The sequence below is a fragment of the Alloscardovia omnicolens DSM 21503 genome (assembly GCF_000420505.1).
GTDB lineage: Bacteria > Actinomycetota > Actinomycetes > Actinomycetales > Bifidobacteriaceae > Alloscardovia > Alloscardovia omnicolens.
Map to the genome: position 1 here is coordinate 1 of NZ_ATVB01000032.1, position 5,534 is coordinate 5,534.

Consider the following 5,534-nt stretch of genomic DNA (forward strand, 5'->3'; position numbering starts at 1 on the left):
TCGGGCAAGCGCGTGGCTGAGGCTACTTCGGATAGCCAGGGTCAGGTGCGTGTGGATCATCTGGGCTTTGGTGAGTACACGGTGCGTGAAGTGTCTGCTCCTCAAGGCTATGAGAAGACCGACTGGAATAAGCAGTTCACGATTGATCAGCAGGCTCAGGTTGTGGATGCGGGCGAGGTTGTGAATAAGAAGATTCCAACCACACCACAGTCGAAGAAGTTGTCTGCTACGGGTGCGGATATCACCATGGTAGTAGCGCTCGTGGTGGTTCTTACTGGTCTAGCTCTTGTAGCGTTCACCATCAAGAAAACACACTAACAACCACTAATCGCTAAGAGAGGTTCCTTCCACAAGGAAGGAACCTCTCTTCTAGTAGAATCTAACTATGACGAATCCAACACAAGAACCGCATCTGATCATTGCCCTCGTTGTCGATACGCTGGGCGAAGAAGGCAACGGTACCTCGAACTCCGCCGTCCAATTCGCTGCAGAACTGGAACGTCAGGGTCATCAGGTGCGTTTAGTGGGCATTGGTGCGCCGGTAGAGGAGTACAAAGCTGAGGAACGTTATGTTTTCGGCGCTACAGAGTTTGCACGTCCGCACCAGATTGCTTTTGCACAACCAGACGAAGCTTTGTTCGAGCGTGCTTTCGATGGGGTAGATGTTGTTCACATATATTTGCCATTTGCCTTCGGTAAAGCAGCGGCCCGTTACTGCCGCAAGCATAATATCCCAGTAACCGCAGGGTTCCACGTTTTGGCTGAAAATATTGTTTCGAATGCTCCGTTCTTAGGCATTATTCCCGGCATTATTCCCGCTTTATATGGGTGGATGCGCCACACATTCTATCGAAAAATCCGCCACGTGCACACGCCTACAGAAATGACCAAGCGCATCCTCAAAGCGCGCGGCTATACGAATGATCTGCACGTGTTTTCCAACGGTTATGACGATCTTCTGTTTCACCCTTGGTCTGCAGAGGAAAAATCAAGCGAGTCCAAGCGTTTTGTTATCTGCTCAGCCGGCCGCTTGAGCAAAGAAAAAAGTCATGAAACGCTTATCGAAGCCGTAGCGCTGAGCAAACATAAAGATCAGATAGAGCTGCGCATTGCAGGCTCTGGTCCGCGCGAGAAAAAACTGCGCAAACTCGCAGCTCGTACAATCGGCACAGACCAATTAAGTATCTCGTTCGTTGAGCACGACAATATGCGCGACTTCTTTAGCGCGGCCGACCTGTTCGTGCATGCCTCGTCCATCGATATCGAAGGTATTTCGGCTATCGAGGCGTTGGCTGTGGGTGTTGTGCCGGTTATTGCTCGGGCGGATTTAAGCGCAGCCAGTGGTTTCGCTTTATGTAGAGAAAGTGTTTTTGATTGGGGAGATGCTGAACAGTTGGCTCACAAGATCGACTGGTGGATAGAACATGACGACGCGCGCCGCGAGTGGGGCGAGCGTTATGCGCGGCATACACATAACTACTATTCGCTTGAAGCGTCAGTGCGTGCTTTCGTAGAGATGGAGTGGCAAGCGAAAAATTCTTAAGAAATTTTCTTTTTTCGTTGTGTCGTCCATGTCTTACGTGTATACTCTCATACGTTGCACTTAACACAGTGCAAACGTGGTGGCTGTAGCTCAGTCGGTAGTAGCACCTGATTGTGGTTCAGGAGGTCGCGAGTTCAAGTCTCGTCAGCCACCCCAGCAAGCTCCAAGATTTCGGTCTTGGAGCTTTTTACTTACTCCACCAATATAGGCTGAATGCGCAGTCCAATACGGCAAAATCTTTCAAGTCACGCGGATTATATCCAGTAATCTTTGCCATCTTATTCAAACGGTTCTGCACAGTATTTTTATGCAGAAATAGTTCTTGCGCAGTATGCGCAATACTCCCATTATTAGCCTTATAAGCGGCGAATACTCGATACAGTTGTTCAATCATATGTGGTTCTAAATCAGAAAAAACATGCGCACAGTACTGTTCGATGCTTGCTGGGTTGAGAGCAGGAAAAAGTAATCCAAAATCTAAATCCGTAAAATACGCCACTTGGTTCTCGTTATTCGTTAATGCCCATCGAGCAGCGCTATGAGCTTGTAAATAATGGGGATGTATAAAACGCAAGTTATCACAAAGATTACTCACACCTGCGGCATAAGGTCTGTTAAGAAAGTGGTATGTATTAATAATCTCGTGGACGAGCGGTTGCGGTCCAATCATGCATATGCTATCAGGCTGCACGCGCACAATAAGCTGATTATCGTGATGCGTAATCTCTCGAACGGCCTCACGAATGCGGCGAATATCTGCAGAAGTCAAAAGTTCTCCAGAAAAAAGTATTTCCGCGCACAAAAGTTTTTCCTGAACAGTGATATCTGCTTCCTGCATAAGATGCGAAACTGTAACAGCATCGTAGTTCTCAGCAATCAACGCAGTAACGAGGTTATCAATCATAATATTGCGATTCGCATAATTAATGCGATCGAGATTCTCGCGGATTAAAATCTCTGTCATCTTTTTAATAACAGTTCCATAGGCCTCAACCTCGTGGCGCTCGCCAGTCATGCCAATAACGGCAACAACCGTATCGTAGAGATAAACAGGAATATTCACGCCATTGCGTGCTCCTGCGAAAGGGTGCTCGTCGTCAACGTAAACGGTTTCGCCGGTTTCAATGACCAACTGAGCTGCTCCATGCGTGCTGCCAATGCGGCTGGTATTTGTGCTGGCAATAATAGTACCTGTCGTATCGAATAGGTTAATATCGTAGCGCACAGCGTCTTTCAGATTGTTCACAATAGTCAGAGCTATATCTTTATTGATATTCATGACGCATCCTTCAAAATAGTACCTGTAACATATTTTAACGGAAATTTTGCAGAAAATCGGGTATGCGGTAGCTATTTTGTGGCGTGTGTAACAACGATAATAGAGCCAAGAGGCATAAAGACGTGCCGCATAGAATTTGTCGAGGAGGACGTTATGGAGATGACGTTGGCGTGGTGGGCTGCTCTCTTGGGGTTAGCTCTGGCAATTATTTTGATTTTACGCAAGCTGAACACGACCTATGCGCTGTTACTGGGAGCAGTTTTTGGCTGTTTGATTGGAGGCGCTGGTTTTGTGAATACCACAAATATTATTGTGGAAGGTACGCAAAGCGTGATGGGAACAGTGGTGCGCGTGCTGGCTGCCGGTGTGCTTGCTGGTGTGATGATGGAGTCTGGTGCTGCCGACCGAATTGCTCAAACAATTGTTGGTGTTTTCGGCAAACACATGGCAATACTGTCTCTGGCTCTCGCCACCATGATTATCTGTGCTGTAGGTGTTTTTATTCCTGTAGCAGTGCTTATTGTGGCTCCAATCGCCATAGAAGTGGGAACTAGGCTGCATATTTCCAAGTTGGCTCTGCTCGTAGCTCTATCTGGTGGAGGTAAGGCGGGCAATATTATTTCTCCCAACCCCAATACGATTGCTGTGGCTTCAGGTTTTAAAGTAGATGTGTCGAGCGTGATGATTTCTAGCTTCATTCCCGCTCTTTTCGGTCTAGCCATGACTGTTGTGCTTGCCACGCTGATTCAGCGTCGTGGCATGCTCGTGGAAACTGACACGACTTTGCAGGAATCTGTAGCAAGTAACAATAAAGAAAATTTGCCAAGTATCTCTCGATCGCTTGTAGCACCTGTATTGGCTGTGAGCTTGCTGCTGATTAATCCAGTCGGCTCGGTTTTTAATATTGGCGTGCTCAAAAGTTTCCACGTAGATGCCATGTATATTCTTCCTTTTGCTGCCATCGTTGGTTTACTCGCAATGAGGCAGGGGTCGAAGATTTTGGAGTACACAAAAGCTGGTTTGCAGCGCATGATTGATGTTGTGCTTATTCTTATTGGCGCGGGCGCTCTCGGCGGTCTTATTACACATTCTGACTTACCAGCACAAATCGTGAAGCTTATTGACAGCATGGGAATTTCTGGCTCTTTCCTCGCTCCGATTTCCGGTATTCTCATGGCTGCAGCGGCAGCATCAACATCTACAGGTGTTATTTTAGGTTCGAAGTCCTTTGGTGCTTCCATTTTGTCGTTCGGCGTAACGCCAACAGCTGCTGCAGTAACTATGCAAGCAGGTGCCACTGTTATCGATGCTTTGCCGCACGGGAATTACTTCCACGTAACGGCAAAAACTCTCAATATGACTATTGCTCAACGTATGCATGTGCTCGTTTATGAAGCAATGATTGGTTTAACTATGACCATCGCTGCCACTGTTATGTATATTATTTTCTAATGAAGGATACTTCCATGAAGATTATTATTGCTCCAGACTCGTTTAAGGGAAGTTTAACTGCACGTGAAGCTGCCGAAGCTATGCAAGAAGGAATTCTTCGCGCTTTGCCAGACGCACAGTGTGTGCTTGTTCCTATGGCTGATGGAGGAGAAGGAACTGTGCAGTCACTGGTCGATGCCACTGGTGGACAGTTTATTACTGCACGTGTGACTAATCCGCTCGGTATTAAAGTTGACGCGCGCTACGGCATTTTAGGAGATGGAACAACAGCAGTTATTGAGATGGCTGCGGCCAGCGGTATTCAGTTCGTAACGGAAGAAACGCGTAACCCTCTGATTACAACAACCTACGGTACGGGAGAACTGATTAAGGATGCGCTTGACCACGGCGTGCAGCATATTATCGTTGGTTTAGGAGGAAGTGCAACGAATGACGCCGGTGCAGGTATGGCTCAGGCATTAGGTGTGCGATTGCTTGATGCTGCTGATAATGATTTGCCTTTTGGAGGAGTTGCGCTGTCCAAATTAGCGCGCATTGACGTAGCGCAGATGGATCCTCGCCTAGCAGATGTAGAGATTACTTTGGCAAGCGATGTAACTAATCCGTTAGTTGGGGAGCATGGCGCTTCAGCAGTTTTTGGACCTCAGAAAGGCGCAACACCAGGCATGATTCTTATGCTTGATGAAGCCCTCAGCCACTTTGCAGATGTAGTAAAAGTATGCCGCAACCGTGATATTGCGCAAATTCCAGGAGCAGGAGCAGCTGGCGGTTTGGGTGCAGGATTCCTCGCTTTTACTGATGCGCATATGCAGGCAGGCGTCAAGATTGTAACTAAAGCAACAGGGTTACAAGAGAAAGCTCGTGATTGCGATTACTGCTTTACTGGGGAGGGCGGCATTGATTCTCAAACCCGATTCGGTAAAACTCCGATGGGTGTTGTGCAGGCAGTAAAAGATGTTTCTGAGAATGCTCGGGTTATTGCTTTAGCAGGTCAAGTTGCTGATGATGCTTCGCAACTGTATGACGTGGGCTTTGATGCCATCTTTAGCATTGTTCCGCGTACGATGACAGTACCTGAAGCTATTGAGACTGCTTATGAGAACCTTGCTAATACAGCAGAAAATATCGCACGTTTACTTGCATAATCGTGCAGGATTTTGGCGGGGTTTAGGGGAGATGTTGTCTAGTAGGTATCAGTTGATTCCTCTGACTGGTATGTGTTAAGACATCGCCTCGGTGTGAATGTGGTTATTTTTATAC

Annotated in this window: 5 protein-coding genes and 1 tRNA gene; 5 read left to right on the forward strand and 1 reads right to left on the reverse strand. The window is 47.3% G+C overall.

Going from position 1 to position 5,534, the window contains the following annotated elements; genetic code table 11:
* From G464_RS10145 to G464_RS0108085, 3 genes are all read left to right on the forward strand, one after another.
* On the forward strand, window positions 1-318 hold a 318-nt coding region (locus G464_RS10145; protein WP_026472662.1), incomplete at its 5' end, for a prealbumin-like fold domain-containing protein.
* Between the two features lie 67 nt (window positions 319-385).
* Window positions 386-1,543, forward strand: coding sequence for a glycosyltransferase (locus G464_RS0108080; protein ID WP_022857426.1), 1,158 nt, complete (start codon window positions 386-388; stop codon window positions 1,541-1,543).
* 79 nt (window positions 1,544-1,622) lie between these two features.
* A tRNA-His gene (locus G464_RS0108085) sits at window positions 1,623-1,699 on the forward strand.
* A gap of 31 nt (window positions 1,700-1,730) precedes the next feature.
* On the opposite strand, the gene G464_RS0108090 is transcribed toward G464_RS0108085, so the two are convergent.
* Window positions 1,731-2,822: a CdaR family transcriptional regulator gene (locus G464_RS0108090; RefSeq protein WP_022857427.1), complete on the reverse strand. Its 1,092-nt coding sequence runs from the start codon at window positions 2,820-2,822 to the stop codon at window positions 1,731-1,733.
* A 153-nt stretch (window positions 2,823-2,975) separates the two neighbouring features.
* Here G464_RS0108090 and G464_RS0108095 point away from each other — a divergent pair, with 153 nt between their 5' ends.
* Window positions 2,976-4,274, forward strand: coding sequence for a GntP family permease (locus G464_RS0108095; RefSeq protein WP_022857428.1), 1,299 nt, complete (start codon window positions 2,976-2,978; stop codon window positions 4,272-4,274).
* A gap of 14 nt (window positions 4,275-4,288) precedes the next feature.
* Window positions 4,289-5,419 (forward strand): glycerate kinase family protein, encoded by a 1,131-nt coding sequence (locus tag G464_RS0108100; protein ID WP_022857429.1) that lies wholly within the window; start codon window positions 4,289-4,291, stop codon window positions 5,417-5,419.
* The last annotated feature ends 115 nt before the right edge of the window (window positions 5,420-5,534 follow it).

Bases quoted from the DNA above. Each gene is read 5' to 3' on its own strand.
- G464_RS0108080 (WP_022857426.1), top strand. From the start codon at position 386: ATGACGAATCCAACACAAGAACCGCATCTGATCATTGCCCTCGTTGTC.
- G464_RS0108090 (WP_022857427.1), bottom strand. From the start codon at position 2,822: ATGAATATCAATAAAGATATAGCTCTGACTATTGTGAACAATCTGAAA.
- G464_RS0108095 (WP_022857428.1), top strand. From the start codon at position 2,976: ATGGAGATGACGTTGGCGTGGTGGGCTGCTCTCTTGGGGTTAGCTCTG.
- G464_RS0108100 (WP_022857429.1), top strand. From the start codon at position 4,289: ATGAAGATTATTATTGCTCCAGACTCGTTTAAGGGAAGTTTAACTGCA.